The 25,916-nt window shown below is 62.3% G+C and carries 22 protein-coding genes and 1 pseudogene; 13 read left to right on the top strand and 10 right to left on the bottom strand.

Annotated features, from left to right (window positions below):
• The first annotated feature begins 47 nt into the window (after positions 1–47).
• The 5 genes from M1E12_RS06345 (at position 48) to M1E12_RS06365 (ending at position 6,932) form a co-directional block, all read left to right on the top strand.
• Entirely contained in the window at positions 48–1,136 is a 1,089-nt protein-coding gene (locus tag M1E12_RS06345) for a serine hydrolase domain-containing protein (protein ID WP_479564091.1), read from the top strand.
• A 154-nt stretch (positions 1,137–1,290) separates the two neighbouring features.
• Complete coding sequence (locus M1E12_RS06350) at positions 1,291–2,649, top strand: DegQ family serine endoprotease (protein WP_479564838.1); 1,359 nt, start codon at positions 1,291–1,293, stop codon at positions 2,647–2,649.
• Entirely contained in the window at positions 2,646–3,959 is a 1,314-nt protein-coding gene (locus M1E12_RS06355; RefSeq protein ID WP_479564092.1) for a replication-associated recombination protein A, read from the top strand. Before M1E12_RS06350 ends, M1E12_RS06355 begins: the two co-directional genes overlap by 4 nt.
• Before the next feature lie 83 nt (positions 3,960–4,042).
• Complete coding sequence (locus tag M1E12_RS06360) at positions 4,043–5,536, top strand: diguanylate cyclase domain-containing protein (protein ID WP_479564093.1); 1,494 nt, start codon at positions 4,043–4,045, stop codon at positions 5,534–5,536.
• Positions 5,537–5,609: 73 nt separating this feature from the next.
• Entirely contained in the window at positions 5,610–6,932 is a 1,323-nt protein-coding gene (locus tag M1E12_RS06365; RefSeq protein WP_479564094.1) for a flavin monoamine oxidase family protein, read from the top strand.
• A 35-nt stretch (positions 6,933–6,967) separates the two neighbouring features.
• On the opposite strand, the gene M1E12_RS06370 is transcribed toward M1E12_RS06365, so the two are convergent.
• The 4 genes from M1E12_RS06370 to M1E12_RS06385 form a co-directional block, all read right to left on the bottom strand.
• Positions 6,968–7,279 (bottom strand): DUF1883 domain-containing protein, encoded by a 312-nt coding sequence (locus tag M1E12_RS06370; protein ID WP_113462272.1) that lies wholly within the window; start codon positions 7,277–7,279, stop codon positions 6,968–6,970.
• Positions 7,280–7,470: 191 nt separating this feature from the next.
• Positions 7,471–7,710: a DUF378 domain-containing protein gene (locus tag M1E12_RS06375; RefSeq protein WP_113462271.1), complete on the bottom strand. Its 240-nt coding sequence runs from the start codon at positions 7,708–7,710 to the stop codon at positions 7,471–7,473.
• Positions 7,711–8,172: 462 nt separating this feature from the next.
• Positions 8,173–9,345 carry an HNH endonuclease gene (locus tag M1E12_RS06380; RefSeq protein WP_479564095.1) on the bottom strand — a complete coding sequence of 391 codons (1,173 nt, stop codon included), beginning with the start codon at positions 9,343–9,345 and terminating at the stop codon, positions 8,173–8,175.
• A gap of 108 nt (positions 9,346–9,453) precedes the next feature.
• Complete coding sequence (locus M1E12_RS06385) at positions 9,454–13,236, bottom strand: vitamin B12-dependent ribonucleotide reductase (protein ID WP_479564096.1); 3,783 nt, start codon at positions 13,234–13,236, stop codon at positions 9,454–9,456.
• Positions 13,237–14,068: 832 nt separating this feature from the next.
• On the opposite strand from M1E12_RS06385, the gene M1E12_RS06390 reads away from it, so the two are divergent.
• Positions 14,069–15,979, top strand: coding sequence for a methyl-accepting chemotaxis protein (locus tag M1E12_RS06390; RefSeq protein WP_479564097.1), 1,911 nt, complete (start codon positions 14,069–14,071; stop codon positions 15,977–15,979).
• A 171-nt stretch (positions 15,980–16,150) separates the two neighbouring features.
• Entirely contained in the window at positions 16,151–16,780 is a 630-nt protein-coding gene (locus tag M1E12_RS06395) for a Rossmann-fold NAD(P)-binding domain-containing protein (protein WP_479564098.1), read from the top strand.
• Between the two features lie 36 nt (positions 16,781–16,816).
• On the opposite strand, the gene M1E12_RS06400 is transcribed toward M1E12_RS06395, so the two are convergent.
• Positions 16,817–17,644 carry a DUF1206 domain-containing protein gene (locus M1E12_RS06400; RefSeq protein WP_479564099.1) on the bottom strand — a complete coding sequence of 276 codons (828 nt, stop codon included), beginning with the start codon at positions 17,642–17,644 and terminating at the stop codon, positions 16,817–16,819.
• Between the two features lie 122 nt (positions 17,645–17,766).
• Between M1E12_RS06400 and M1E12_RS06405 the strand changes: the two genes are divergently transcribed.
• The 5 genes and pseudogenes from M1E12_RS06405 to M1E12_RS06425 all read left to right on the top strand — a co-directional run bounded on the left by M1E12_RS06405 (position 17,767) and on the right by M1E12_RS06425 (position 20,088).
• Positions 17,767–17,925: a hypothetical protein gene (locus tag M1E12_RS06405; RefSeq protein WP_479564100.1), complete on the top strand. Its 159-nt coding sequence runs from the start codon at positions 17,767–17,769 to the stop codon at positions 17,923–17,925.
• Positions 17,926–17,985: 60 nt separating this feature from the next.
• Entirely contained in the window at positions 17,986–18,345 is a 360-nt protein-coding gene (locus M1E12_RS06410) for an ArsR/SmtB family transcription factor (RefSeq protein WP_479564101.1), read from the top strand.
• A gap of 2 nt (positions 18,346–18,347) precedes the next feature.
• Entirely contained in the window at positions 18,348–18,881 is a 534-nt protein-coding gene (locus M1E12_RS06415; RefSeq protein WP_479564102.1) for an SRPBCC family protein, read from the top strand.
• 356 nt (positions 18,882–19,237) lie between these two features.
• Positions 19,238–19,596: pseudogene (locus M1E12_RS06420) on the top strand (contact-dependent growth inhibition system immunity protein).
• Positions 19,597–19,725: 129 nt separating this feature from the next.
• Entirely contained in the window at positions 19,726–20,088 is a 363-nt protein-coding gene (locus tag M1E12_RS06425) for a hypothetical protein (RefSeq protein ID WP_479564103.1), read from the top strand.
• A 192-nt stretch (positions 20,089–20,280) separates the two neighbouring features.
• Here M1E12_RS06425 and M1E12_RS06430 read toward each other — a convergent pair whose 3' ends face one another.
• From M1E12_RS06430 to M1E12_RS06450, 5 genes are all read right to left on the bottom strand, one after another.
• Positions 20,281–21,936 (bottom strand): PQQ-dependent sugar dehydrogenase, encoded by a 1,656-nt coding sequence (locus M1E12_RS06430; protein WP_479564104.1) that lies wholly within the window; start codon positions 21,934–21,936, stop codon positions 20,281–20,283.
• A complete protein-coding gene (locus M1E12_RS06435) occupies positions 21,933–22,373 on the bottom strand; it encodes a DUF2231 domain-containing protein (RefSeq protein WP_479564105.1) in 441 nt (146 codons plus the stop codon). The genes M1E12_RS06430 and M1E12_RS06435 overlap by 4 nt, the downstream gene beginning before the upstream one ends.
• A 201-nt stretch (positions 22,374–22,574) precedes the next feature.
• Complete coding sequence (gpt, locus tag M1E12_RS06440) at positions 22,575–23,072, bottom strand: xanthine phosphoribosyltransferase (RefSeq protein WP_113461769.1); 498 nt, start codon at positions 23,070–23,072, stop codon at positions 22,575–22,577.
• A gap of 225 nt (positions 23,073–23,297) precedes the next feature.
• Entirely contained in the window at positions 23,298–24,140 is an 843-nt protein-coding gene (locus M1E12_RS06445; RefSeq protein WP_310238455.1) for a universal stress protein, read from the bottom strand.
• Positions 24,141–24,251: 111 nt separating this feature from the next.
• Positions 24,252–25,037: a competence/damage-inducible protein A gene (locus M1E12_RS06450; protein WP_479564106.1), complete on the bottom strand. Its 786-nt coding sequence runs from the start codon at positions 25,035–25,037 to the stop codon at positions 24,252–24,254.
• 191 nt (positions 25,038–25,228) lie between these two features.
• On the opposite strand from M1E12_RS06450, the gene wrbA reads away from it, so the two are divergent.
• Positions 25,229–25,825: an NAD(P)H:quinone oxidoreductase type IV gene (wrbA, locus tag M1E12_RS06455; protein ID WP_113461766.1), complete on the top strand. Its 597-nt coding sequence runs from the start codon at positions 25,229–25,231 to the stop codon at positions 25,823–25,825.
• Positions 25,826–25,916: the final 91 nt, after the last annotated feature.

The following is a 25,916-nucleotide window of genomic DNA, read 5'->3' on the forward strand; positions in this document are numbered from 1 at the left end:
CGCGCTTTCGGCCTTCCCTTGCGCGCCGCAGCCATTACCTTCAGCCTATGCAAAGGCGAACCTTCCTCTCCCTCCTCGGTGCTTCCGGCGCCGTCTCCGTCATCTCCGGCCCCAAGGCTTTGGCACAGTCCGAGGCTTCTGGCGCGCCGCCCTCGCCCGAGCCTATCGCGACCCCGGCCAGTCCGGCAGCGGATTTGGAGGCGGTGCGCCCGCGGGTCGCTAACCTTCTGGAGGAGGCAAGGCGGCTCGAAACTCTGGAAACGGTCATCGCCACCCGCAACGGCGAGACGCTCGGTGAGCGCGCTTACGGCGAAAGCTCGCTCACTGGTTCGACCAACATCAAGTCGGCCTCGAAATGCGTCGTCTCGGCTCTGGTCGGCATCGCCATCGACAAGGGCCTGCTCGAAGGCGTCGACCAGAAGATTGAAACCGTTCTGCGCTCGGAATTTCCGGCCAATCCCGATCCGCGCCTGTCGCAGATCACCATCGGCCATCTTCTCTCCATGCGGTCGGGCCTTGAGCGCATGTCCGGGCCGAATTACGGCCGCTGGGTCGCGAGCCGCAACTGGACGCGCTTCGCGCTCGCCGCCGATTTCGTCGACGAGCCCGGCGGCGGCATGCTCTATTCGACCGCCTCCACCCACCTTCTCTCGGTCATTCTCACCAAGGTCTCCGGCAAGCCGACTTTGGCACTCGCGCGGGACTGGCTCGGACCGCTCGAGGGCTTCCGCATCGGCTCCTGGCACCGCGATCCGCAGGGCTATTATCTCGGTGGCAACCAGATGGCCATGACGCCGCGCTCACTGCATGCCTTCGGCGAACTCTATCGTCGTGGCGGCGTGACCGAGGATGGCACGCGGCTGATCTCGGAAGCCTGGATCCGCGAGAGCTGGATCCGCCGCACCAATTCCGTCTTCAACGGCGATGGCTACGGCTATGCCTGGTTCCTCAAGGAAATGGGCGGCGCCCAGGTCAACTATGCCTGGGGCTATGGCGGCCAGATGCTCTATATCGCGCCGAGCCTTGGTCTGACCGTGGCGATGACGTCCAATGAGAGCGCGCCATCGGCCCGCACCGGCTACCGTGATGAGCTCCACGGCCTGATGACGCGCATCATCGAAACCGTCAGCACTTGAGCCGGGCAGGCGTTATCCCCATCTGCGATTGGTCTTCCTTGGTTCTGCCTATTTGCCGGCGCAGGAACCGGGTCTAGAACGTCCATATCGCATGAAGGAATTTCGCATGCCGCGTTTTGCCCGTCTGACACCGCTCGCAGTTGTCGTCGCTCTGATGACGCCGCTCACCGCCCCCGCTTTGGCGCAGGACAAGGCGGTGCCGAAGAGCCAGATCGAGATGCAGCTTTCCTTCGCGCCGCTGGTCAAGCAGGCGCGCGGTGCAGTCGTCAATGTCTATGCAGAGCGGCTGGTCCAGACCCGCTCCAGCCTGTTTGCCGGCGACCCCTTCTTCGAGCAGTTCTTCGGCCAGCGCATGCCGAACCGCACCGAAAAGCAGTCCTCGCTCGGCTCTGGAGTGATCGTCGAAGCCGACGGCGTCGTCGTCACCAACAACCACGTCATCGATGGCGCCGACGACATCAAGGTGGCACTCGCCGATGGCCGCGAGTTCCCCGTCAAGGTCGTGCTAAAGGATGACCGCCTCGATCTGGCTGTGCTGAAATTCGAAACCAATGAAGTGATGCCGACGCTGCCGATCGGCGATTCCGATGCGACCGAGGTCGGCGATCTCGTGCTCGCCATCGGCAACCCCTTTGGCGTCGGCCAGACAGTCACCTCCGGCATCGTCTCGGCGCTCGCCCGTAACCAGGTGACGGAAGGCGATTTCGGCTTCTTCATCCAGACCGATGCCGCGATCAATCCTGGCAATTCCGGTGGTGCGCTGGTCAACATGAATGGCGAACTGATCGGCATCAACACCGCGATCTTCTCGCGCGGCGGCGGTTCGAACGGCGTCGGCTTTGCCATCCCCGCAAATCTCGTGCGCGTCTTCCTCGATGCCGCCGACCGCGGTGAGGCAAGCTTCGAGCGTCCCTATGTCGGCGCAAGCTTTGAGCCTGTGACCTCTGACGTCGCCGAAGCCTTGGGCCTTCAGACCGTGCGCGGCGCGCTGGTCGTCAGCGTCGTCGAGGGTGGCCCGGCCGAAAAGGCAGGCCTGAAACCGGGGCAGGTCGTGACGGCCGTCAACGGCATTCCGGTCGAGCATCCAGATGCGCTCGGCTATCGCCTCACCACGGCCGGCCTCGGCAAGACGGCCGAGCTCACCATCCAGCAGGATGGCAAGCAGCAGGCGATTGCGCTGCAGCTCGCATCCGCGCCTGAGACCCGGCCGCGCGACATTCAGTTGATCGAAGGCCGCAGCCCCTTTGCCGGCATCCGCGCCGGCAATCTCTCGCCGCGCCTCGCCTATGAGCTGAAGATGGCATCGGAAGTCACGGGTGTCGTCGTCACCGAAGTCGTGCGCGGATCCCCGGCGGCCCGTCTCGGCTTCCAGCCGCGCGATATCGTGGTGGCCGTCAATGGCGAGCCGATCGCCTCTGTGGATGATCTGCAGACCATGAGCGAAAGCGATCCTGGCTTCTGGCGCGTCGAGATCGAGCGCGATGGCCAGCGCATCCGGCAGATCTTCCGATGAGCGATCTCTTTGCGCCGCAGATGTCGAAAGAGATGGCCGAGCGTCGCCCGCTCGCCGATCGTCTGCGGCCCAAGAACCTTGCCGAAGTCACCGGTCAGGAGCATCTGACCGGCGAGGATGGCGTGCTCGCCCGCATGATCGCCTCGGGCTCGCTCGGCTCGATGATCTTCTGGGGCCCCCCGGGCACGGGCAAGACCACCGTCGCCCGGCTGCTCTCGGGCGAGGCGGGCCTCGCCTTCGAGCAGATTTCGGCGATCTTCTCCGGTGTCGCCGACCTCAAGAAGGTCTTCGAAAGCGCCCGCCTGCGCCGCATGGAAGGTCGCCAGACCCTGCTCTTCGTCGACGAGATCCACCGCTTCAACCGCGCCCAGCAGGACAGTTTTCTGCCGGTGATGGAGGACGGCACCGTCATTCTGGTGGGGGCAACGACCGAGAACCCAAGCTTCGAACTCAACGCCGCTCTTTTGTCGCGCGCCAGGGTCCTGACCTTCAAGAGCCATGACGAGGCGAGCATCGAGATCCTGCTCAAGCGCGCCGAGGAGACCGAAGGCAAGCCGCTGCCGCTCGATGCCGATGCACGGGCAAGCCTGATCCGCATGGCCGATGGCGATGGCCGTGCCTCGCTGACACTGGCCGAAGAAGTCTGGCGTGCCGCCCGCGAAGGGGAGGTCTTCGACACCGAGGGGCTTGGCCGTATCGTCCAGCGCCGCGCTCCGGTCTACGACAAGGGCCAGGACGGCCACTACAACCTGATCTCGGCCCTCCACAAGGCCGTGCGCGGCTCCGATCCCGACGCTGCCCTCTATTATCTCTGCCGCATGTTCGATGCCGGCGAAGACCCGCTCTATCTCGGTCGCCGGCTGGTGCGCATGGCGGTCGAGGATATCGGCTTGGCCGACCCCCAGGCGCTGGTCGTCTGCAACGCCGCCAAGGATGCCTACGACTATCTCGGCTCTCCCGAAGGCGAACTCGCGCTGGCCGAGGCTTGCGTCTATCTCGCGACAGCCCCGAAGTCGAACGGCGTCTATGTCGCCTACAAGGCCGCCATGCGCGCCGCGAAGGAACACGGCTCGCTCTTGCCGCCCAAGCACATCCTGAATGCCCCGACCAAGCTGATGAAGGGCGAGGGCTATGGCGACGGTTATCTCTACGATCACGACCAGCCGGATGCCTTCTCCGGCCAAGACTATTTCCCCGAAAAGATGGGCCGCAAGACCTTCTACGATCCCCCGGAGCGGGGTTTCGAGCGCGAGATCCGAAAGCGTCTGGACTGGTGGTCCAAGCTCCGCCGGGAGCGGAGCGGCGGCTGATCCGCTTGCCTATCGTCATTTCAGCTTAAGCTGCTTTTAAGCGCTCTCCTTTAATCTCCCGGGCCGAACACAGGGGATTGCGTATGACGAAAGAGCTTGAATTCTTGCACTTGCAGCCGGGAGGCAAGGCCGCGCCGCGCCTTGGCTTGCCGGCGCTGGTCAAGCTTTTCGCCTTCGTGCTGATCACGCTGTCGGCCCTTTCGCTCCTCTTCGTCGGTTACATCGCTTCCCGCAAGGCCGACGATATTGCGGTCGAAAAGCAGATCCTGATGCTGGAAAACGTGTTGCGCGACCGCCAGAGCCTGCTTGCCCGCGACCAGCTCGGGCTCGCGCGCTGGGACCGTTCGGTCAAATACATCACGCTCAAGTTCCGCGCCTCCTATGTGGTGGAGGAGTTCGTCTCCTCGCTCTGGTATGATTTCGGCCACGAGCGCAGCTTCCTCGTCGGTCCGGGCGGGCGCCTGTTGATGTCGGCCTGGCAGGACGAGGTGGATCTGACCGCGCGCGAACTGAAGCCTGGCGAGGATCTGAAGGCGATTGCCGACCAGGCGATCAGGCAGCACCATGCCCATCGCACCACGATCGATGGCGGCTATGGCCAGAAACCGGTGCCGGCTTCCCAGGTTCATGCCATCGCCGCCTTCGGTTTCGCCGAGATCGACGGGGATGTGATGCTGACCTCAGCCATGGCCATCGTGCCCGATGATGGCGAGGTGGCGCTGCCTGGAGGCGATCCGGTCGTCCTGATTTCGGCAAGGCCGATCGATGCGGAGCTCGTTGCCGATCTCAACACGCAACTCGAATATCCGGAGCTCCGCTTCAATCGCAACGACGACGGGCTGCTGGCGATCAGGAGCCTCGACGGCCGCAAGCTCGGCAGCTTCGACTTCGCCCTCTACCAGCCCGGTGCCGAGATCTGGACCATCGTGGTGCCGGCGGTGGTGCTGCTCTGCGGCCTGCTGCTCACCGCAAGCTTCGTGCTCGGCCGCTATATCGGCCGCCTGTCGGAGCGGCTGGAAGAAAGCGAGCGTCGCAACCGGGAGCTTGCCCATCGCGATGCGCTCTCCGGCCTTGCCAACCGGCTCTGCTTCGACAAGGCGCTGAACGAGGCGGCGGAACGGCTGGCGCATGCGCCCTTTGCCGTCATTGCCAGCGACCTCGACCGCTTCAAGGCCGTCAATGATATCCATGGCCATGCGGCGGGCGACGAGGTGATCCGGGTGGTTGCGGAGCGGCTGCGGGAGGCCGTCGGCGAAAACGGGCTGGTGGGACGTGTTGGCGGCGACGAATTCGTCGTGCTGGTCCATGCCTTCCGCGACCGGCCGAGGCTTTCCATGCTCGCCCAGCACATCATCGCCTCGGTCTCTCAGCCCATCACTCTGTCGAGCGGCCCGGTCGTCGATGTCGGGATCAGCCTGGGCGTTGCTACCGCACCTGAAAGCGGTGCCGCCGCCCGGCCGATCATGGCCATGGCCGACAAGGCACTTTATGCCTCCAAGGAAGGCGGCCGCGGTCGGGTCTTCTTCGCCGAGGATCTGAGCCCCGACGAGGACGAGCCGGCGGTCCATGCGGCCTGACCCGCTCCGCCGCAGGCTACTGCTGCTCGCTGCCGCATCGGGCCTTTTGCTGAGCTCCCTGGGGCGTCGGGCCTTGGCCCAGGCCTCTCCACCGGCAAGTGCAGCCGATCCCGTCAGTGGGGCCGGGAAGGGGCTGAAGGTCGTCGTGGTCGGCGCGGGCATGGCGGGTCTCTCCGCTGCCGCGCGCCTTGCCGAAAGCGGTGCGGAGGTTGTGCTGCTCGAGGCCCGCGACCGGATCGGCGGCCGCATCTTCACCGATCGCAGCCTCGGCGTGCCGGTCGAACACGGCGCCAATTTCATTCACGGCTATCACGGCAACCCGGTGGCGGATCTCGCCGCCAAGGCCCGCGCAACGCCCTTGTTCATCGACCAGGAAAGCTGGCAGCTTCTTGAGCAAGGCGGCGTGGAGCCGCAAGATTTCGAGATCGACGATGTCTTCGACGATCTGGAAACACTGGCCGACAGCGCAGCGGAAGAGGCCGATGGCGACCCATCGGTGTCGCTGCTCGAGGTGATCGAGATGCTCGATCCCGTCCTCCTGCAGGAGCCGATCGGCAACTGGGCCCTGACCGACACCTATGAGGGCGAATATGGCGCGCCGCTGGCTCAGCTTTCGGCGCTGCATCTCGACGCCGGCGAGGCCTTCGACGGGCCGGATGTAGTGCTGCGCGAGGGGTACGATCTCCTGGTGAAGTTCCTGGGGCAGGGGCTCGACATCCGCCTCGGCCAGCCGGTGCGCAGGATCCGCCACCGCCCCGATGGCGTCACCGTGGAGACCGAAGCCGGGACCGTTGAGGCCGATCATTGCATCGTCACCGTGCCGCTCGGTGTGTTGAAGGCCGGGGCCCTCACCTTCGAACCCGCTTTGCCGGACAGCCACCGGAAGGCGATCACTGCGATCGGCTTCGGTGAACTGGCCAAGGTTTCGGTCGCCTTCGACAAGCCCTTCTGGCCGGAGGATATGCATTTTCTCGGCTATGCCGGACGAGAGCGCGGCCGCTTTGCCGACATGCTGAACCTCATGGCGATCCACGATGCGCCGGTCCTGACGCTGGTTGCGAGCGGGGATTATGCGCCCCGCGTCGACGCGATGGACGACGCGGCGCTGATTGCCGACATCACGGCCGTCCTGCGCGACATGTTCGGATCGGATGTTCCGGCGCCGAAGGGTATGAGCAGGCATGCCTGGTCGAGGGACCCCTTTGCCCGCGGTGCCTATTCCTTCCCGGCGGTCGGGGCATCCCCCGCCGATCACGTGACCCTTGCCGCGCCGGTGGGGCCACGGCTTCTGCTGGCCGGCGAGCATGTAAGCGCCGATTATGCCGGCACGGTGCATGGCGCGCTTTTGAGTGGCGAGCAGGCGGCCGATCTTGTTCTGGCTGCGCACAAGGGCTGAGCGGCACGGATCCGGGCGAGGGGAGGCGGATGGCCTCAGGACGCCTTCTGCTTCGGCTGGACGGCCGGTGCTGCGATCATCTTGACCTTGGATTCGGCGAGCCCATGATGGCCTTCCATGTCGACGATCAGATGCCAATGGCCGCTTTCCGGGATCACGACATTGATCGGCGATTTCTTCGCCACGCCGCCGAGATATTTGTAGTCGAGCGTTTCCTTGAACCGCTGGAAATTGGTCGGCGTCATCAGGCGCACATTGTTGACCGCCGAAAGCGTCACCTCGATGATCGTGCCGGCGCGCTGTTCCTTCAGGTCGTAATGGGTGAAGCGGAAGGTCGGTTTGGACATTTCGCTCAGGTCTCCGTCCAGTCTTTTAATCTATCGTAAAATACCGCGAGCCCGTTAAGGAAGCGTTGGCCGCAAGCCCTGCAAACCAAGGCGAGGGCGGACTTTTTTGGGACTTCGTCTTCACCCAAACGAAAGCAGGGCCGGCACTGCCGACCCCGCGTCCATGTCTCGAAAGGACGGCGACGCTTCGCTTAGCGATGCGTGCCGATATTGGCTTCCGCATGGGTCTCGCCGACCTGCATCGCCTTGAAGAAGGGCACGAGCTGCCACAGGGCCGACAGGCCGACCAGCACGTAAACGATGGTCGCCAGTGCCGTATCCTGACCGCCGAACAGGGCAGCAACGAGGTCGAAATCGGCAATGCCGACCAGCAGCCAGTTCAGGCCGCCGACAATGACGAGAAGCAATGTGATGAGGTTGAGGGCGCGCATGATATTCTCTCCGTTGGTGTGGTCTAGGGCCTAACAGTTTCAAATGAGATTGGTTCCGGGCGGTGCTTGAGGGCTCATCTCCCCTTCGGTGGGGGAGACTTCGGAGCGATGGCCGAAGGCCAGAAATCGATCCAGTGAATCGATTTCAGCGAACGGAGGCCTGAGCGCGACGCCGCGCGAAGGCTCAGAGATGAATTAGGCGAGCGTAAGCCGCCTAAACATCAGAAATCGCCAGAGAGGGGGGCGGTTATGTCGTGGCAACGGAACCGATCCCCTCACCAACAAAATCTGAAGTTTAGGCCGCTTGCGCTGGCCTAAGCCTTCGATTTTGTAACCTCTCCCACAAGGGGGAGAGGTGGGATACGGCGCGCATTTTTGCCTTGGTAACGGCGGGCGAGCGTGACCTCAACGAACGCTGGCTTCCACCGTCGCTGACACGTCGGCGTTCGCGTCGAGATAGTCCTAGTCCAACTCACGGTCTCTCGGATCCTTTTGTGATCCTTGGACTGGCTCTGACCATGGCACGCGAAACAATCCCATTAAGACGCGATACGCAAGGCCCTCGAGAACTCGCTGAGTTTCAGTTGGATCAACATAACCGGTTTCATCAAAGTTTGTCTTTGAGAGTTCGTTAGTTAGCGATTTGTCGATCAAGCGTTCACGTGAGTATTCGCGCATTTGGCTGCGTAGTTTTGTTATCCCTCTGGCAATATCTTTTTCGCGGAAGTCGCTTTTCTTGACCCATTCGACAGATAGGAGTTCAGCGACTTCAGGATCATCAGTTCTGATTTGAGGCTGACGAGGATCATTAATGATCACTGAGGGCCGAACCGGCGACGGTGTATGGTCGGACAGCTTGAACGTCCATCCGACTACTCCATAGAGATTGAAGTAGCCAAACACAGCTCCCTCTAGATCCGATCCAGCCCAAACGACGCTGGGAGTTGGCCCATATGCTTCGGTAAACGAAGGAAGCCTGTTTGAGTTGATCCATACATTGATCGTATCCGCGTCATTCATGATGAAATCCCGGGCGCCGTCGAAACTTCGATGCAAAACGGACTCGTTGCCTATCTGACTGGCTAGAAGCACGAGTGTGGATTTTGCCATCGACCTCAGGGACATCCCGTCGCCAAAGGACAAGTTGAATTCGACCGTTGGAGTGGGATTATGATGAGCAATGGCTCGTTCAAAAACGTCGGCGCGGAATTTCTCTGCAATTTCCCCTGTGAGCTTCCATCGCACGATTGCTTGTTCAACCAATTGAAGAAGGTGGGGTAGGTCCCGCGCCTGGATGCTGATGGTATGTGAGCCATCATCATTTCGTTTTCGGGCCATTGCCTGCTGTGGCCTGAACTGGGGAATGCCATCGACCAGATCGTATTTGACCGCACCCCCACCCAAGTTTCTCAGTTTTGGTGGCGCGTCACCATCACCTGCCCTAAATCCTGCATGCGCACGTATTGACTCAACTGAACGGGTTAAGTGTCTGTCTATAGTGCTTCCTGTAACATTGTTACAATCATCACAGATTATTCCATGAACTGGTTTCTTCCCGCCCAACGCATTGAGGAGAATGTGTTCAGGCTTACTGAACGACTTCTGTAGTGACGTACAAAGGATGCAGATTGGCACGGCAAAGCTCCCAACCAAAAACCCCGCGCCAAACTCAATCGACGCGGGGTTTAATCTACCTCACCTCAGGCGGGTGGACATCGAATTCTCCACCTATCCCTGTGTGCCTCAGCTGCACCCACTCGTGGCACCACAAGTATCGCACTTCTCGCAGGTGCCATTGCGCACCATCGTGAAGTTCTGGCATTCCGAGCACATGTTGCCCGTATAGCCCTGCGCGATGGAGCGCATGCGGCGTGATGCCTCGAGCTTCTTGGCTTCGGCCTTGGCGCTGGCGGCCTCGTCGGCGGCGGCGTCGGTGAAGACGCTTTCTTCGGCGATCTCCTCGGCGAATTCGACCGCGCGTTCTTCGTAGTCGCGCTTGAAGGACACGACTTCATGGGTGGAGACGGCGGTGGCGACTTCGAGCTTGCGGGCGGTGGCGCCCGTCGAGGCAAAGGCGGTGACCGTGGCCGAGGCCTTGGCGGGGGCAGCGGTGGCCGCACCCTTCGGCTCGGCGCTCGCGGCAGCCGGCGTGTGGCTGGAGACGAGCGTCGGCTTGTAACCGCGGGTCAGGCCCTTGGAGACGACATCCGCCTTGCCTTCCTTCATGCCGCGGCCAAGCGCGGTGTTGGAGAAGTCCGAGGTGTCGACATGCGCCAGATCGTGGCGGCCGAGATAGGAGATCGCCAGTTCGCGGAAGACGTAGTCGAGGATCGACGTCGCATTCTTGATCGCGTCGTTGCCGGTGACCATGCCGGCCGGCTCGAACTTGGTGAAGGTGAAGGCGTCGACATATTCCTCGAGCGGCACGCCATATTGCAGGCCGAGCGAGACGGAGATGGCGAAGTTGTTGATGAAGGCGCGCAGCGCCGAGCCTTCCTTGTTCATGTCAAGGAAGATTTCGCCGAGGCGACCGTCATCATATTCGCCGGTGCGCAGGAAGATGGTGTGACCACCGATCTTGGCCTTCTGGGTGTAACCCTTACGCCGGGTAGGCAGTTTTTCCTGCTCGCGCACGACACGATCGACGATGCGCTCGACGATGCGTTCCGTGATGGTGACGGCCTGGGCCGCCATCGGCTGCTGGAGCAGTTCGTCGACGCCGTCCTCGTCATCCTCGTCCTCGATCAGCGAGGCGTTGAGCGGCTGGGAGAGCTTCGAGCCATCGCGGTAGAGCGCGTTGGCCTTCAGCGCCAGCTTCCAGGACAGCATGTAGGCGGAGCCGCAGTCTTCGACGGTCGCTTCGTTCGGCATGTTGATCGTCTTGGAGATCGCACCCGAGATGAAGGGCTGGGCAGCCGCCATCATGCGGATGTGGCTCTCGACCGAGAGATAACGCTTGCCGATCTTGCCGCAGGGATTGGCGCAATCGAAGACGGGCAGGTGCTCCTTCTTGAGGAAGGGCGCGCCTTCGAGCGTCATCGCACCGCAGACATGGATGTTGGCGGCTTCGATGTCCTTCTTCGAGAAGCCCATGTGCTCAAGCAGGTTGAAGCTCATGTCGGAAAGCTGCTCGTCGGAAACCTTGAGGGTCTCCTTGAGGAAGTCGGCACCGAGCGTCCACTGGTTGAAGACGAACTTGATGTCGAAGGCAGACTTCAGCGCGCCGTTGACGGCTTCGATCTTCTCGTCGGTGAAGCCCTTGGCCTTGAGCGTCGAGGGATTGATGCCCGGGGCCTGGTTCAGGTTGCCATGGCCGACGGCATAGGCGTCGATTTCGGCGATCTGGGACTCAGAGTAGCCGAGCGTGCGCAGCGCTTCCGGAACGGCAGCGTTGATGATCTTGAAGTAGCCGCCACCGGCGAGCTTCTTGAACTTGACCAGCGCGAAGTCGGGCTCGATGCCGGTGGTGTCGCAGTCCATGACGAGACCGATCGTGCCGGTCGGTGCGATGACCGAGACCTGGGCATTGCGGTAGCCGTGCTTTTCACCGAGCTCGAGCGCCTTGTCCCAGGCGGCCGTGGCATGTTCGATCAGAGCCGGATCCGTGCAGTCGGCATGGATCAGCGGAACCGGGTTGACCGACAGGCCCTCGTAACCGAAGGCGAGACCCTGGGCGGCGCGGCGGTGGTTGCGGATGACGCGCAGCATGTTGTCGCGGTTCGGTGCAAAGCCCGGGAAGGGGCCGAGTTCCGAGGCGATTTCGGCTGACGTCGCATAGGAGACGCCGGTCATGATGGCGGTCAGCGCACCGCAGATGGCGCGGCCTTCGGCGCTATCGTACGGGATGCCCGAGGACATCAGCAGGCCGCCGATGTTCGCATAGCCGAGGCCGAGCGTGCGGTATTCATATGATAGTTCGGCGATCTGGCGCGACGGGAACTGCGCCATCATCACGGAGACTTCGAGAACGACGGTCCAGAGGCGGACGGCGTGTTCGTAGTCGGCGATGTTGATCTTCTTCGTCTCGGCATCCTTGAACTGCAGGAGGTTGAGCGAAGCCAGGTTGCAGGCCGTGTCGTCGAGGAACATGTATTCCGAGCACGGGTTCGACGCGCGGATCGGGCCGGCAGCCGGGCAGGTGTGCCAGTCGTTCATCGTCGTGTTGAAGTGCAGGCCCGGATCGGCGGACGCCCAGGCGGCGTAGGAGATCTTCTCCCAGAGATCGCGGGCCTTCAGCGTCTTCATGACCTTGCCGTCCTTGCGGGCGGTCAGGTTCCACTCGCCGTCGTTTTCGACGGCGCGCAGGAAGTCGTCCTTCAGCGAGACGGAATTGTTCGAGTTCTGGCCGGAGACGGTCAGATAGGCTTCCGAATCCCAGTCGGTGTCATAGGTCTTGAACTCGAGATCCTTGTAGCCCTGCTGGGCGAACTGGATGACGCGCTTGATGTAGTTTTCCGGAACCTGGTCCTTCTTCGCGGCCTTGATTTCGCGCTTGAGGGCCGGGTTCTCGTTCGGGTCGAAGCAGGCGCCGTTGTCGGCCTCGCAGTTGACGCAGGCCTTCATGATCGCCTTCAGGTGCTTGGCGACGATCTTGGAACCGGTGACGAGGGCGGCAACCTTCTGCTCTTCCTTCACCTTCCAGTCGATATAGGCTTCGATATCAGGATGGTCGATGTCGACGACGACCATCTTGGCCGCACGACGGGTGGTGCCACCCGACTTGATGGCGCCGGCAGCGCGGTCGCCGATCTTCAGGAAGGACATGAGGCCGGAAGAACGGCCGCCGCCGGACAGCTTTTCGCCTTCGCCGCGCAGATAGGAGAAGTTGGAGCCGGTGCCGGAGCCATACTTGAAGAGACGGGCTTCGCGGACCCAGAGGTCCATGATGCCGCCTTCGTTCACGAGGTCGTCTTCGACGGACTGGATGAAGCAGGCATGCGGCTGCGGATGCTCATAGGCCGACTTCGACTTGACCAGCTTGCCGGTGAAGGGGTCGACATAGAAATGGCCCTGGCCGGGGCCGTCGATGCCATAGGCCCAGTGCAGGCCGGTGTTGAACCACTGCGGGGAATTCGGCGCGACGCGCTGGGTGGCGAGCATGTAGGCGAGCTCGTCCTTGAAGGCGGCTGCGTCTTCTTCGGACGAGAAGTACTTGCCCTTCCAGCCCCAATAGGTCCAGGTGCCGGCCAGGCGATCGAAGACCTGACGGGCATCGGTTTCCGAGCCGTAGCGCTCTTCCGCGGGCAGAGCAGCCAGTGCCTTCTCATCGGCAACCGAGCGCCAGAGGAAGGAGGGAACGTCGTTCTCCTCGACCTTCTTCAGGATCTTCGGCACGCCGGCCTTGCGGAAATACTTCTGGGCGAGAATGTCCGCCGCCACCTGGCTGAACTGAGCCGGGACGTCGATGTCGGCAAGACGAAATACGATTGAGCCGTCGGGGTTCTTGATTTCGCTGATGGCCTTGCGGAACTCGATTTCCGCATAGGCGGACTGTCCCGGTTTGGTGAAGCGACGTTCAATGCGCATCTGCCTGTGTCCCTCGATCTAGGGCGCCGAAAATCGGCGCGAGTAATTTCGTTCGGCCAACGCGAAACTGCGCAGCCGCTCACTTGTTCGTCCGTCAGGTGATTCATCCGGAGATGACGACCCTGTATATGGTAGTGATGGTGGCTGCAAACACTAAATATAGTACTAACAGATTATTGCTGCCAGACCCAGACCCCCTGCCGGGCGGTCAAAAATCGCACAAATTTCCTGTTGTGGGCGACGTCGTCAGAACGCCGTTCCACCTCAAAGAAAGCCGCCACAATGTTTGATGAAACCCGGCCTCGTTATGCCCGGTCCAGTCGCCGCCGCAACAGGGTCCATTAACATCGTCCCGACTGATTCCGTCAAGGGGTGGTCTGTGAAGGAAATGTTAACGCTATATGTTGTGGTGATTGATTGTGGATAACGGGCAAAAGAGCGAAGTCACGGGAATGACACGGCTTTCTCGTGTCGTGTGACGCAAGCCCCTGCCGATGCCGCGCCGTCACGCAGAAGTCACGGGGGCGATTTCGTGCCGAAACGATCCGCAAACCGGGCTCAAAGCTAGGTCTTCGGGGCTTTTCTGCGGGCCGAATCGTCGCTCGAAAAAGCTGGGGATGAGAGCCGGGAAAAATCCTGGGCTTGACAGGAAATCTCCTCGGCCGGGCCGCGGACGCTACCTGATATTGCAGATGCGTAATTCACTCATCCCGCATCAACCAAATCGCAATATGTGACGATTATTCAGTGGAACCATCAGTATGGAATGACCTCCATGCCCGGCCGCACAAGGCCGCCTGCCAGGATGGCGGGTCGCACGGAGTAAATCTTCATGAGTATTGCCAATCTCTCCATTCTCAAAAAGATCAGCCTCGTCGTCGTCCTGATGGGCGTGGCGGCCGCGGCGATCGCAGCTGTCGGCGCAAGCGGCCTGTCCTCGCTGGGCTCGGCGCTGAAGGACACCGGCGCCCGCGAAGAGGTGGCCCGTGAGGCCATGGACCTGCGCGTTGACATCATCGCCATCTCCCGCATGACCTATCAGCTGGCGTTGGCTCCGGAAAAGGCCGCCGATTTCGCCGCTGAAACCGACAAGCGCGCGGCCGAAATGCTCGCCCGCCTGCCGAAGATCGCGACGACCGCGAGCCCGGCCGAGGCCCAGATCCTCGATCGCACGAAGGTGGCGCTCGACGCCTATTTCAATCAGATCCGCGAGATGGTTGCCGTCGCTGCGACGCCTGCCGGTCAGGATCTCGCCGTGATGAAGGGCGAGCTGGCCAAGGCTCTCGACGCCCAGAAGACGGTCACCGCAGTGGTCAAGGAATATTCGACCTCGTCTGCCGAGAGCCTGAAGGCCTCGCGTGAAAACGCGCTGGCTGCCTCCGGCTTCACCATGCTGGTTCAGGTCGTGACCGCGGCTGTCTGCATTCTCGCCGGTGTGGCCATCAGCTTCCTGCTTGCCCGCCGCGGCATCGTCAACCCGATCCGCAGCCTGACCGCCGTCATGACGGAAATGGCCTCCGGCAAGCTCGGCAAGGCCATCGAAGGCACCGAGCGCAAGGATGAGATCGGCGAAATGGCCCGTGCGCTGGAAGTCTTCCGCACCAACGAAGCCCACATGCGCGCCATGGAAGCCCAGGAAGCGGCCCTGCATGCCCAGAGCCGTGACCTGCAGACATCGATCAGCGACATCGTGGCGGCGGCCGCTGCCGGCGATTTCTCCAAGCGCATCACCAAGTCTTACGAAGATGCCGACCTGCAGCGCTTTGCCGGTTCGGTCAACGAGCTCGTCGAAAGCGTCGACCGCGGCATCACCGAAGTGCGCCGCGTCATCGCAGCGCTGGCCGATGCCGACCTGACCCACGACATGAACGGCCAGTTCCAGGGCGCCTTTGCCGAACTCCAGGGCAACGTCAACCAGACCATGGCCGTCCTGCGCCAGACCATGCAGAACATCCTGAACGCTGCAGGCACGATCACCGGCAACTCCGGCGAACTGTCCTCGGCCGCCAACCAGTTGGCCCGCCGCACCGAACAGCAGGCCGCCTCGCTGGAAGAGACGGCCGCCGCCCTCGAGGAGATCACCACCACGGTGAAGACCTCGACCCAGCGTGCCCGGGAAGCGTCGCACATGGTCGACGAGACCAAGTCAAGCGCCGGCAAGTCGGGCGACATCGTCCGCAACGCCATCGACGCCATGGGCCGCATCGAGCAGTCCTCGCAGAAGATCAGCCAGATCATCTCGGTCATCGACGAAATCGCCTTCCAGACCAACCTGCTGGCACTCAACGCCGGCGTCGAAGCAGCACGTGCCGGTGAAGCCGGTCGCGGTTTTGCCGTCGTCGCTCAGGAAGTTCGCGAACTGGCCCAGCGCTCGGCCAATGCGGCGAAGGAGATCAAGACCCTGATCAACACCTCGGCCGAGGAAGTAAAGGGCGGCGTGTCGCTCGTGCTTTCGACCGGCGAGGCGCTGAAGGAGATCGAATCTCTGGTCAACCGCGTCAACGACCACGTGGTGACGATTGCCCGTGCCGCCGAAGAGCAGTCGGCCGCGCTTGGCGAGATCAACACCTCGGTCAACCACATGGACCAGATGACCCAGCAGAACGCCGCCATGGTCGAAGAGACGACGGCCGCGAGCCAGGTTCTCGCCGGCGAAGCGCGCCAGCTGCAGGCGCAGCTCGCCCGCTTCAAGCTCGAAGGTGGCACCTCGGCCGGCTCTGTAGGCTACCGCACGGCAGCCTGAGCCATTTCGGGAATTCGCTTATGAGCGAAATACGGAAGCGCCGCAGCGATGCGGCGCTTCTTTCGTTTGCGCGACGGAACGGGCAAGGTGTCAGAGCATTGAAGTCACCTGGTATTGCCGCCGATAGGGCTGCGACAGGGACTACTTAGCGGATCGAGGAGACGCGGGACCATGCATCTGTTGTTGTTGGGCGCTACCGAACTGGTCGGCAGCCATGTTCTCGATCAGGCGCTGGCCGATCCACGCGTAACGGCGGTCACCGCGCCAACCCGCCGACCCTTGCCGCAGCGGCCAGGATTGTCTGCTCCGATCGTGGACTTCGATGCGCTCCCGCAGGATCCCGGCATCTGGGCCGTCGACGCCGTGATCTGCGCACTCGGCACCACCATCAAGACCGCGGGATCGCGTGAACGCTTCCATCGCGTCGATCACGACTATCCCTTGGAGATTGCGCGGCTGGCCAAAGCCCATGGCGCGAGAAGCTTCGTGCTCAATTCCGCGAAAGGCGCCGATGTGAAGTCGCTTTTCTTCTATAGTCGCGTGAAGGGCGAGACGGAACGGGATATCGTGGCACTCGGTTTCGACAGCTGCGTGATCGTCCGGCCGGGCCTGATCGACGGACCGCGCCCGGAACCGCGGCCGATGGAGCAGGGGGCACGGAAAGGGCTTGGCTTGCTTAAGCCGATCCTGCCGCCGACGCTGCAGGCCAATCCACCTGAGGCGATTGCCCGCACTATGCTCGAGGCGGCGATTGCTGCACCCCGCGGGGTTACCGTCATTCCGTCACAGGATATGCTGTGACGGAATGGGACGAGAGACCAGAGTCCATCGTGAGGTTCAGTGCGCGCGGCCGAGAGGGAGCTGGCGGCGAAGGTCGCTCGCCTCAGGGGCTCGGATCCGCCGATAGCGCGCCTCGACGAAGTTGTAGATGCCGAAGGCAGCGAGGCCGACGGCGACCACGGCATAGATGACGTTGCCGAAGGGAAGGCTCTGCACCCAGGCCAGCGCATCCGCCATGCCGCCGGCCTGCTCCGGGTCGACCGTGAAGGCGGCATAGAGGAAGAAGACACCGACGATGCCGAAGACCGCGCCGCGTGCGACAAGGCCATAGATGGAGATCAGCACGGCCGGCGAGTTCTTTTCCGCATCGAGGTCCAGATAACGACCGAAGCGGCGCCTGATCCCCTTCATGGCGGTGATCACGCCGCCGATGACGAAGCCCAAGCCGATGATGCCGGCGAGATAGCGACCGAAGGGCTGGGCCATGGCCCAGGCGGCGAGTCCTTCTTCGCCGCCGGAGCCGCCACCGCCCGACATCTGCAAGGCCATCATCAGGCTGGTGACCGCAAGGCCCGCATAGGTGATGGCACTGCCGAAGAGGGCTGCACGGATCGCGTAACCCTTGAGGTCATCGTCCTGACCATCGGCATTGGCGAGCGACTGAGCGAGCCGCCAGACGACGAAGCCGGCAAGCCCCAGTCCGATCAGACCGATCCATATCCGTCCGAAAGGCTGCTGCAGGAGGGCTGACAGCGCCGACTGTGTATCCGGCCTGCCGCCAGCAAAGCTGGAAAACAGAGCCAGTGCCGCAATCAGCAGGAAGACGACGCCGCGTGCGCTGTAGCCCGCCCGCGCCAACAAGTGAAATTTCGACCGCGTGTTCATGGTAACCCTCTCTTCATGTCGGAAGAGAACGGAAGGCACGCGCAACGGGTTCCGTCGAAAGACCGCTCCGAACGGAACCTCGGGGGCATGACAGTGTTTTTCGGGAGAACAGGGAGGTTGCGATGAAAGACGAACGCACCAGCCACGACGGAGACCGGAACACCGGCTATCGCACCCAGAGCCATCCGGGTCCGAGACGGGGCAGCGTTCTCTCCTGGTGGTCTCTGGCGATCGTCACGCTCTTCCTGGTGCTCGTCATCGGTGGCGCGCTCACCATGTGAATGCTGCGATCCTCAACCAAGTGGTTGACAATCTCCGCATGTCGATAGATATTCAACCACATGGTTGAGCAAACAGACGCAATCCTCGATACGATCTTTCACGCATTGGGCGACCGAACCCGTCGTCAGATGCTTTTTGACCTTTCGCAGGGCGCGCGCAGCGTCGGCGAACTGGCGGAGCCTCATGCCATGTCGCTGGCGGCGGCCTCCAAGCACGTCAAGGTGCTGGAAGGGGCGGGGCTCGTGCGTCGCGAGATCAAGGGACGAACCCATCTCTGCCATCTGGATCCGGGGCCGCTTGCCGGCGCCCACCAGTGGCTGAACACCTATGAGCACTTCTGGACCGGCCGGCTGGACGTTCTCGAACGGCTTCTCCGAGCGGAGGACGCCGCATCTTCAAACGCAAAGAATGGAGAATGACGATGACGGAACTACTGGAGATCCAAGCCTACGGACGTGTGGCGGAACCGGCGACGCTGGTGATCGAGCGTCTCTTGCCCGGGCCGCCCTCGCGGATCTGGAGCTATATTGTCGATGCTGACAAGCGAAAGCTCTGGCTGGCCGACGGTGTGATGGAGGCGAAGGCGGGCGCACCATTCGAACTCGTCTGGCGCAACGAGGAGCTGACTGATCCGCCGGGCGTACGTCCCGAGGGCTTCAGCGAGGAAATGCGGATGAAGAGTCGGGTTCTGGAAGTCCAGAAGGACAAGCGCCTCGTCTTCACCTGGCAGGAGAACGGCGAAGTCTGCATCGACCTCAGGCCGGAAGGTGACGAAGTCCTCATGACCGTCACACACAGGCGGATCTCTGACCGGGCGAACCTGCTGATGGTGGGAGCGGGCTGGCACATGCATCTCGATATTCTCGCAGCCAGACTGCGGGGCAAGACGCCGGAACCCTTCTGGGATGGCTGGCTGCGTCTGAAGGCCGAATACGACAAGCGCATCCCTGGCTGAGCCCGTCCGGCATGGTCATGACAGACTGAGGGGTCTCCCTGGTGGCAGGGAGGCCCCTCATTCTGCTGCTACACGCGCAGATTAGGTTAGGATCATTCCCAATCGACCGAGTTTCAAGTTCCGGTTGATCGGCCACCGAAAGGCCTTCCAGGGTAGACAAGCAACTTTCGCGCGTTCTATGGAGCCGAGACGATTTTCTGTCTTTCATCGAATGAGCAACGATGCCCTGGGATTTGAAATATTTATGGCGATGCCTCCATAAGTTCGGCAGGTTCAGGGACAAGCCGACCAACGACATTGTCCATATTCCCACCTGTTCAGTTTACAGAAACAAGAAACTCATTTCGGTGGAAACCATGTCAGGAGATGGGCTCCTGCTCGGTGACTTCCGGGCCGGTGAGAAGCGGTTCTTGCCCGATGTGGAAAACCGGATGCTGGGTGAAGCCGTCGTGGAGGCGCTTGACAAAAGTCGCCATGTTTCGCGGGAAGAGGATCCGGAACTCTGGGACAAACAAAAACACGAGGCGCGTTACCTCGCTTGGATTCAGGACATCATGGAGACCTACCGATTTCGCACCAAGAGTGCGATGTTCAAGGGGATGGCTTCGAGGGCACGCTGCGGCGTGAAAAGGACTATGTCACCATTCCGAAGGACAGCGGCCACGAAGAGATCGGTGCCAACCTGAGGCTTGCGCTCGACCGCTGCGTTGGTTGAGTCTGTTGAACCGATTGGCCGGAAAAGCAATGCAGCTGTAGATTTCTTCTGCCTTCTTATGCAGCCTGGCATTGGGTTAATTTTCTGCCAGCAAATTGGCAAAATAGCGGCATGCGTGCGAGTGATTAAATGAAGATCATCTCAGAAGAATGGAAACCAACCGGATCCAATGAGGCAATAGTGATCTTGAAGAGCGGCGAGTTCACGATTGCCGCTTTTTCCCATCCCTATTCAAAGTTCATAGGTGAAATAATATCTGATGATTTGCACATATACGATTGCCAATTTTTCGGTAGATCTGCAAACGAAACAGAGAGCATCCGAAGAATTGTGGGTAGCCTTAAACACGAAATGACGGTGGTTGTTCGAGACCGTGCCGAAGGTATAATCACTGTCGGAGATATTCGAATGAAGCTAGAATGTGACATTCCTGCCGATATCAACGAAGGAGAGCTCGTCGACGTTGTCTGTACTCGGATAGACCTTTGGTAGTCGGCTTACTAGATACGCTGCGGTATTTCGACGACTGCCGCTGACGGGCTACCGGCTCGTTAATCCGCAGATTCACGGCTCCACCGTGCTGACATGAAGCAGGCCCCGAGAGAAAAGAACGACAGACCCAAATGAGGAGGCCCTCCGCCGCTGGCGGGGGGCTTTCTTCGAATGGCGAGCTGCGAATAGCCCTTAAGGCTGCGCGGGCGCGGGCGGTGGGCCGGCATCCTGGACCGCACCTTCCGGACCCGTGGCCGGGACATCCGTCTGCGGCGGGTTGACCGACGGTGGTGCCAGCGTGCCATTGCCCGGATCGACCGGGGTAGCCGGCGTCGGAGCCGCGGCCGGATCTTCGACCGGTGCGACACCCGGATCGACGGGCGCAGCGGGCTGGATGGTGCCTCCGGGCTGGGTTTCCGTCGCCTGCTCGGCCGTCGAATTGGCCGCGGCCGCAGGCGAACCTGCCGGCATTTCGTCGGTCCCGATCGGCTCTGCGAGCGGTGCCGCACCAGTGGCGGCGACGCGCCAGACGGTGTTGCCCGCATCGTCTGCGATCAGAAGCGCCCCAGTTCCGTCGAAACCGAGACCGACGGGGCGGCCACGGGCTTCTTCATCGGGATTGAGGAAGCCGGTCACCACGTCTCGGGCTTGACCCGACGGCATGCCGTTTTCGAAGGGCACGTAAAGCACCTTGTAGCCGTTGAAGTGGTCTCGGTTCCAGCTGCCGCGATTGCCGACAAAGGCACCGTTTTCATACTCGGCCGGCATAGCCATGCCCATGGAGAAGGCAAGGCCGAGCGCCGCCACATGGCTGGACAGCGCATAATCCGGCTTGATCGCCTGCTCAACCATGTCGGGCCGCGGCGGATGCAGGCGCGGATCGACATGCTGGCCATAGTAGCTCCAGGGCCAGCCATAGAAGGCGCCGTCCTGAACCGAGGTCATGTAATCCGGCACCAGATTGGGGCCGAGCTCGTCGCGCTCGTTGACGACGGTCCAGAGCGCGCCGCTGTCCGGGTTGAAGGCGAGACCATTCGGGTTGCGAAGGCCCGACGCATAGACGCGGGAGGCACCGGTTTCCCGGTCGATCTGCCAGATGGCGGCGCGGCCCTTTTCGGCTTCGAGCCCGCGTTCGCCGGCATTGGAGTTGGAGCCGACCGAGGCATAGAGGAAGCGGCCGTCGGGGCTGAGCGCCAGATCCTTCGTCCAGTGGTGGTTGATCGGACCACCCGGCAAGGGGGTCAGCACGCGCGGCGCCGTGGTGATCTCGTTCTGGCCGAGCTGATAGTCATAGGCGAGCACCGCATCGGCCGCGGCGACGTACAGCGTGTCGTCGACGAAGGCGAGGCCGAAGGGCGAGTTGAGGTCGGTCAGGAGGTCATGGCGTTCATCGACGGTCCCGTCGCGATCGGTGTCGCGCAGCAGCGTGATGAGGTTGGTCAACTTATCCCCGCCGCCGCCACCCGAAGCGATCGACATGATGAAGCCGCGGATGACGTCCTTCGGACGCTCGACCGGCTTGCCGGGCGGTGCCTTGCTCTGCACGACGAGCACGTCGCCGTTGGGCAGCGTGTGCACGGTGCGCGGGTTGGCGAGATCGCGGGCATAGGCGGAGATGGTGAAGCCGTCGATGACGTCGGGCGTCTCGTCCGCACCCCAGCCGACAACCTCGGCGACCTTCAGGTCGGGCACGAGCGACTGGCTGGGTTCGGGCAGAACGGGATCGGGGCCGATCTGGCTTGAGACGTCGAAATCGCCATTGTCATCGCTGCAGCCGGCAAGGGTGAGCGCCAGAAGGGCGGTGGAGGCGAGCGCGACGCGGCGCAGGGTGATTTCTGAGCGGTTCATGGGGTCCTCCAGGCATCGGCGCTACGCTGTTCGGCGGTGAGATAGACGCAGGCAATCATGGCAATCACGGTGACGGCCGATACGAGGAGGCCGTAGGGCACAATCGCCGTCCAGCCATCGCCGGCGTGAATGAAGCTGTTGAGAATGGCAAGCACCAGCACCGCGAAATAGGCGATGACCGCCGGCCAGCTGGGGCGAAGCGTGCGGGTCGCGGGACGGGCAAGATCGATCAGCCCGGCGATGATGGAGAGCGCCCCGAAGACGAGGCCGAAGAACAAGAGCCAGTCGGAAAAATTGCTCCACATCAGGTGCGAGGTGCGCCAGTAGAGGATGTCGGTGATCAGGGCCAGTGTGAAGCTGACGAAGGGAAAGGGGACGAAGAGCGCCGAAAGCGGATAGGCGTTCGATGCCGTGGGCGGAGAGTGGAGGGTGGCCATCAGTCGATCTCTACCGTTTGGGGTGGAACACAAGAGCCATACGGGCGAGGGGCTCTTTTGTTCCGTTCGCTGGAAAAGACTGACGGCGAAACCGGGATCGGGCGGTCGCGCGAGGAGGGGGATCGGCAAACCGGAAGGGAGGCCAAAGAAAAACCCGCCTTCGGAGAAGGCGGGTCTTAAAGGTCGCTCTTGCTTTGCGTGTCAGCCCTTGGAGCCCTTGGCGATCGGCTCCTGATAGGTGAAGCCCATGTCCCAGGGGAAATAGATCCAGGTGTCCTGGGAGACTTCGGTGACGAAGGTGTCGATGGTCGGCACGCCCTTCGGCTTGGCGTAGACGCAGGCGAAATGCGCCTTGGGCATCATCTCGCGCACTTCGAGCGCCGTCTTGCCGGTGTCGGTGAGGTCGTCGATCACCAGTACGCCTTCGCCGCCATTGACCGTCAGTTCCGGCGTGATGCCCTTCAGGAGGTTCATTTCGCCCTGGTTGACATAGTCATGGTAGGAGGCGACGCAGACCGTTTCGATGAGGCGGATGTTGAGCTCGCGCGAGATGATCGCGGCCGGCACGAGGCCGCCACGGGTGATGCAGACGATGGCGCGGAACTCCTGGCCGAGGCCGGCGAGCCGCCAGGCAAGCGCGCGCGCGTCACGGTGGAACTGGTCCCAGGAAACGGGGAAGGCTTTATCGGGAAGAGACATGAGATGCGGGCTCCGCTGGCTGGATGATGGGATCCGCGCCGGACTGCGGCGCCGTCAACCGGATCCTTCCAAGCGGGCCACGATGCGCGGGCCCCGAAACGCGTTTCGCGCGGCTGATACCGCGCGAAGCTCGCCCTTGAAGGGTTCCAGTCTTTGGCCGTTGCTATTAGCGGGAATCTGAAGCCTCTGGCAAGGCCCGTGTTCCCTCGCCAACAGGCCCCGTCATCAGCGGGACAGAAGCGTCAGCGCCGTCATCGAATCGAGCACCGTGCGGGTGACGCCGCCGAACAGCATTTCCCACCAGCGCTTGTTGCCATAGGCCCCCATGACCAAGAGGTCGATGGAGCTGTCCGACAGCCGGTTCTCGATGGCGATCGCCGGATCGAGCCCGGATTTTTCCGACGCGGTCAGCGTGACATTGACCCCGTGACGCGCAAGCGACGCGGCAATCTCGGCGCCGGCCATGGCGCCGGTCTGGTTCGCGCTGTCGGACGCATCGACCGTGAAGATCTCGACCACCTCGGCGGCCTTGAGGAAGGGCAGGGCGTCGAAGGTGGCGCGGGCCGCCTCGCGCGAGCCGTTCCAGGCAACCAGCACCCGGCGGATCGGTTTCGGCTCCTTCAGGATATGCGGGATGAGCAGCACCGGACGTCCGCTCTCGAACAGGAAGCTTTCGAGCTCCGATCGGGTTTCCGACAGCATGCCCGCCTCGCCCTGGGCGGCAATGACGAGATCGACGCTGCGGGCGCTGTCGATCAATGCGGCGGAGTTGAAACCCGAGGAGGTGACGAAGCTGCGCCATTCATGGGACAGGCCCTCTCGGCTGCCGATCTCGCGGTAGATCTTTTCCACGCCCTCGGTTTCCTGATGCGCCATCTCCTGCAGCGCCTGAACGGTGGCGGGATCCGGGATCTCCATGGGCGCGACCAGCGGCACCATGGCCACGGCCTCGGCATGGGCCCCGATCACATGCGCCTGAAACTGGTTGGCGATGGCAACGGTAAAATCCGTCACCTGCTTCGTGGTTTTCGGTGTGTCCAATATGGCAAGAAGTGTGCGGTAGCCCATGGTCGTCTCCTCTTGCGGCCCTTATCCATCGTCCGCATGAGATAACTATGGGTTCCATTACGATGTTCCGCCTTGACCTCGGTCAAGGCGGCAGGGCCTTGGGAAGAGGACCTAAGCGACCTCGCCGGTGCCGAGATCGCGCTTGGCCGCGGCATCCTTTTCCGACCGCAGCGCAGCGATCATCGCCTCGACATCGGCCGCTGCCGCGTCGACGACCGCCTGGTCGCGCGCCCTGACGATCAGCTCGGTAGAGAATCGGATGCCGTCGAAATGCGGATAGGAGCCGATCGAGGTCTCCGGATGCGCCTTCTGGATCGCGCCGAGCGCCGTTCCGATATCGCCTTCGCCGAAGGGACAGGCAACGGAGCGCGACAGCACCCGCTGGCCGGCCGGCAGGGTCTCGATGACATGCGCCATCATCGCCTGGAAGACCTGCGGCACGCCGGCCATGACATACACATTGCCGATGATGAAGCCGGGCGCCGTCGAGACCGGGTTCGGAATGTGGCGGCTCCCCTCCGGCATGCGCGCCATGCGCTGGCGGGCCTCGGTGAATTCGAGCCCGCGGCCCGCATACATGTCGCCGAGCAGCTTCATCGCATCCTGGTCGTGCAGGCAGGGCACGCCGAAGGCTTTCGACACGGCATCGGCCGTGATGTCGTCATGCGTCGGGCCGATGCCGCCGGAGGTGAAGACATAGGTGTATTTCGACCGGAGCGCATTCAGCGCCTCGACGATCGCGTCCTCCTCGTCCGCGACGATGCGTACTTCCTTCAGATCGATGCCGGCGACCGTCAGGAGATCGGCGAGATGGCCGATATTCTTGTCCTTGGTGCGGCCGGACAGGAGTTCGTCGCCGATGGCGAGCATGGCGGCGGTCTTGATCGTCGAAGTCATGGATGTCGTCCTATGGGATGAGGCAGGCGGGGCTGAAAGACGTTACCGTTTTGTGTCCGGGAAGAGAAGTAAAGGCGGTGAATGATTGAACACTGCGTTCCCTCGCGCGTGACTGGTCGGATCGCCGGAATGCGCTACATCTCGCACATCCATCAGCGCGGCGGGGCCGCATGTTTCAAGGGAGATACGACATGGCGAAGGTACTGGTTCTCTATTACTCGGCATATGGCCACATCGAAACGATGGCCTATGCCGTTGCCGAAGGTGCAAAGTCGGCCGGCGCGGACGTGACCGTCAAGCGCGTTCCGGAACTGGTTCCGGAAGAGGTCGCCAAGGCTTCCTACTACAAGATGGACCAGCAGGCCCCGATCGCCGACCCGAACGAACTCGACCAGTATGACGCCATCATCGTCGGCGCCGGCACCCGTTACGGCACGGTCGCATCCCAGATGCGCAATTTCTGGGACCAGACCGGCGGCCTCTGGGCGCAGGGCAAGCTGACCGGCAAGCTCGGCTCGATGTTCACCTCGACCGCAACCCAGCACGGCGGCCAGGAAACCACCATCATGGGCTTCATCCCGACCTTCCTGCATCACGGCATGGTCTATGCCGGCCTGCCCTATGCCTTCCAGGGTCAGATGGGCGTCGAGCAGGTCAAGGGCGGCTCGCCCTACGGCGCGTCCACGATCACCGACGGCGACGGCTCGCGCCAGCCTTCGGACATCGAACTGGAAGCCGCCCGCTACCAGGGCGCCCATGTGGCAAAGCTGGCTGCCAAGCTCGTCTGATCGTCAGACGATGAATGATCAAGAAAGGCGGGGCCCTCGGCTCCGCCTTTTCTGTCTCGGACGCTGTAAGCTGGCGCGATCGTTAAAATGC

The organism is Rhizobium sp. K33 (assembly GCF_056501445.1).

Coding starts and splice junctions, on each gene's coding strand:
- gpt (WP_113461769.1), bottom strand. CDS start 23,072: ATGTCTCTTCCCGATAAAGCCTTCCCCGTTTCCTGGGACCAGTTCCAC.
- M1E12_RS06415 (WP_479564102.1), top strand. CDS start 18,348: ATGACGGAACTACTGGAGATCCAAGCCTACGGACGTGTGGCGGAACCG.
- M1E12_RS06430 (WP_479564104.1), bottom strand. CDS start 21,936: ATGAACCGCTCAGAAATCACCCTGCGCCGCGTCGCGCTCGCCTCCACC.
- wrbA (WP_113461766.1), top strand. CDS start 25,229: ATGGCGAAGGTACTGGTTCTCTATTACTCGGCATATGGCCACATCGAA.
- M1E12_RS06345 (WP_479564091.1), top strand. CDS start 48: ATGCAAAGGCGAACCTTCCTCTCCCTCCTCGGTGCTTCCGGCGCCGTC.
- M1E12_RS06350 (WP_479564838.1), top strand. CDS start 1,291: ATGACGCCGCTCACCGCCCCCGCTTTGGCGCAGGACAAGGCGGTGCCG.
- M1E12_RS06390 (WP_479564097.1), top strand. CDS start 14,069: ATGAGTATTGCCAATCTCTCCATTCTCAAAAAGATCAGCCTCGTCGTC.
- M1E12_RS06370 (WP_113462272.1), bottom strand. CDS start 7,279: ATGTCCAAACCGACCTTCCGCTTCACCCATTACGACCTGAAGGAACAG.
- M1E12_RS06400 (WP_479564099.1), bottom strand. CDS start 17,644: ATGAACACGCGGTCGAAATTTCACTTGTTGGCGCGGGCGGGCTACAGC.
- M1E12_RS06450 (WP_479564106.1), bottom strand. CDS start 25,037: ATGACTTCGACGATCAAGACCGCCGCCATGCTCGCCATCGGCGACGAA.
- M1E12_RS06410 (WP_479564101.1), top strand. CDS start 17,986: ATGGTTGAGCAAACAGACGCAATCCTCGATACGATCTTTCACGCATTG.
- M1E12_RS06405 (WP_479564100.1), top strand. CDS start 17,767: ATGAAAGACGAACGCACCAGCCACGACGGAGACCGGAACACCGGCTAT.
- M1E12_RS06445 (WP_310238455.1), bottom strand. CDS start 24,140: ATGGGCTACCGCACACTTCTTGCCATATTGGACACACCGAAAACCACG.
- M1E12_RS06385 (WP_479564096.1), bottom strand. CDS start 13,236: ATGCGCATTGAACGTCGCTTCACCAAACCGGGACAGTCCGCCTATGCG.
- M1E12_RS06375 (WP_113462271.1), bottom strand. CDS start 7,710: ATGCGCGCCCTCAACCTCATCACATTGCTTCTCGTCATTGTCGGCGGC.
- M1E12_RS06435 (WP_479564105.1), bottom strand. CDS start 22,373: ATGGCCACCCTCCACTCTCCGCCCACGGCATCGAACGCCTATCCGCTT.
- M1E12_RS06395 (WP_479564098.1), top strand. CDS start 16,151: ATGCATCTGTTGTTGTTGGGCGCTACCGAACTGGTCGGCAGCCATGTT.
- M1E12_RS06355 (WP_479564092.1), top strand. CDS start 2,646: ATGAGCGATCTCTTTGCGCCGCAGATGTCGAAAGAGATGGCCGAGCGT.
- M1E12_RS06425 (WP_479564103.1), top strand. CDS start 19,726: ATGAAGATCATCTCAGAAGAATGGAAACCAACCGGATCCAATGAGGCA.
- M1E12_RS06360 (WP_479564093.1), top strand. CDS start 4,043: ATGACGAAAGAGCTTGAATTCTTGCACTTGCAGCCGGGAGGCAAGGCC.